Here is a 2,300-nt window from a genome sequence, read left to right on the forward strand (position 1 = left end):
AGGGCGTGCTGGAGAAATCACCGCGGGTAAACGGCATCACGACCGAACAGTACCCGACGCCGGCTAAACGGCCCGCCTACTCGAGCCTGAACTGCGGGAAAATCGAAAGCTTAGGTATCTCACGTTCAGACTGGATGAATGCATTGAAAAGTACGATAAAAGCAAAAACTGCATAAAATAAATTTAAACAAGGAGCCTATCTCTATAGGTTCCTTGTTAGTTTAGTCAGGTTGATGGGAGTCATATGGGACTAGTCTCTAATGCGAAGTGGGTTGCCTTTTCGCAGCTGTTTAAAATTGGTGTCCAGGTTCTTAATATTGTTGTCTTAGCGCGACTCATGCCGCCCAGCGAATATGGCTTGATGTCGATGGCGCTGGTAGTGACAAACTTTGCGTTATTAGTCAGGGATCTTGGAACCGCAGCAGCGATCATCCAAAGGAAAGATCTTCAGAATGAGACGATCAATGCGATATTCTGGTTAAACATATTGATGGGTTTGACCATTGCCGGCATTATTGTCATATTTTCGCCGGTTATAGCGTATGTATTCCATGAACCGAGGCTGATTGCAGTGCTCTGCCTTTTGGCAATAAGCTTCCCATTGGCAAGCAGTGCCTCTGCGCACATGGCCTTATTGGAACGCGACTCTAAATTCAAAAAAGTGGCCTCTATTGAGATCAGCTCATCAGTGGTTGCCGTCATTGTCGCCATTATTATGGCCTATCAGGGATTCGGTGTTTATAGTCTGGTAGCGCAAATATTGGTTCTGTCGCTGATGTCGTCGGTACAGCTTTGGCTTGCGTCAAAATGGCGTCCTTCATTCAATAACATGATAAATACCAAGGAAATAAAAGGGCTGATTGGTTTTAGCGGAAACTTGACACTGTTTAATTTTATCAATTACTTCTCAAGAAACGCTGATAGCATGATGATCGGGCATTACATGTCAGCAGCAATATTGGGGGCCTATTCACTGGCATACAGAATTATGTTGTTCCCGTTGCAAAGTATGACCACTGTCGCTTCACGGGCGCTGTTCCCTATATTGAGTCAGCATCAGGATAATAGCGACAAGGTACGGGCTACCTATTTGAATGTCGTTTACGTGATACTGCTAGTTGTCTTTCCGCTGATGACCGGATTAGCCGTGCTGCGCGAGCCGTTTGTGCAGTTGGTATTCGGGGCTCAATGGTCAATGACCGCCGCAATACTATTATGGCTTGCTCCGACTGGAATTATTCAGGCTGTATTAAGCACGACGGGATCCGTTTTTATGGCCAAAGGACGAACCGATATCCTCATGCGCCTTGGTGTTTTGGGGGCGATCTTGCAGGTCGGCGCATTTATTATTGGGGTCAGGTTTGATATTGACACGTTTGTTAAACTGTATTTTATCGCTAATGTCATTAATTTCTTCCCGGTAATGGTGATCTTGATGTGGTTGATCGGCGGTGCTTTAAAAGATGTACTCTTTAAAGTTTACCGCATTCCTCTTTCCACCATAATTATGGCTGGGGGGATTATGCTGCTTTGTAAGAATATTAAGCAATATAATCATATAGATAACTTTGTCGATCTTATCGTCGTGGCCGTATTTGGCGCCGTGCTGTACGCGGTGTCGCTGTTTTTGATTGACTCCACGTTTAGGAAAGCGTTGATAGCAACCACGGTTAAGGTTTCAAAAAAAATCGGTATCGCTTAACATTGTTCTTGACTGGATATTAACAAAACGGGCTGCTCAGGTGAGGGCCCGTTTTTTATTTCTCGCTGTTCATTTCCTTGTTTCATCTTTCGGCCGTGTTGGTGCGTATCGATCTATTCCTGGCATTGTGCTGCCTCTCTATACAAGGCTTTCTAACCGGCGACGGGGCCACGGTGTGCAGCTCGTGAAAGAGGGCGTTTGGGCAGAAGAATGCGCCTTTGAAAAAGCCTCTGAGGTCTCGTCTTTAGCCGATTTACCGCATTGCGACAGTTAAGGGACGATGTGCGTTTTCGCGGGGCAAATGTAGCTAGGGATGCTTATCCCTAGTATGATGTGTGGCATTGACCATTCACTGTAGAAAAAGACTATTATCTTGCCGATTCGTGCGTTATAGCATTCGGCGACAGATTACTCTGCAGACAAGTCATAATTTATACAAAAGATTGTTTCACGAAGCTAGGCGTTGTTTTAGAGGATTTTATGAAAATTATCGTTACCGGTGGTGCAGGCTTCATTGGGTCGGCGGTTGCCCGGCATATCATTAATGATACCAATGACCACATTCTGGTGCTGGATAGCCTGACCTACGCAGGTAATC

3 protein-coding genes are annotated in these 2,300 nt (G+C 45.4%); all 3 read left to right on the top strand.

All coding sequences use genetic code 11. From position 1 onward, the window contains the following. Window positions 1–5 precede the first annotated feature (5 nt). Entirely contained in the window at window positions 6–176 is a 171-nt protein-coding gene (locus ACOWVD_RS25415) for a sugar nucleotide-binding protein (protein ID WP_421105946.1), read from the top strand. Window positions 177–244: 68 nt separating this feature from the next. Continuing rightward, the gene (locus tag ACOWVD_RS25420; RefSeq protein ID WP_049242085.1) at window positions 245–1,702 is read left to right on the top strand and encodes a lipopolysaccharide biosynthesis protein; all 1,458 of its coding nucleotides are present in this window, start codon (window positions 245–247) and stop codon (window positions 1,700–1,702) included. A 480-nt stretch (window positions 1,703–2,182) separates the two neighbouring features. After that, on the top strand, window positions 2,183–2,300 hold a 118-nt coding region (locus ACOWVD_RS25425), incomplete at its 3' end, for an NAD-dependent epimerase/dehydratase family protein (protein WP_421105742.1).

The organism is Serratia sp. SA088, assembly GCF_049065515.1.
Classification (GTDB): domain Bacteria; phylum Pseudomonadota; class Gammaproteobacteria; order Enterobacterales; family Enterobacteriaceae; genus Serratia; species Serratia nematodiphila.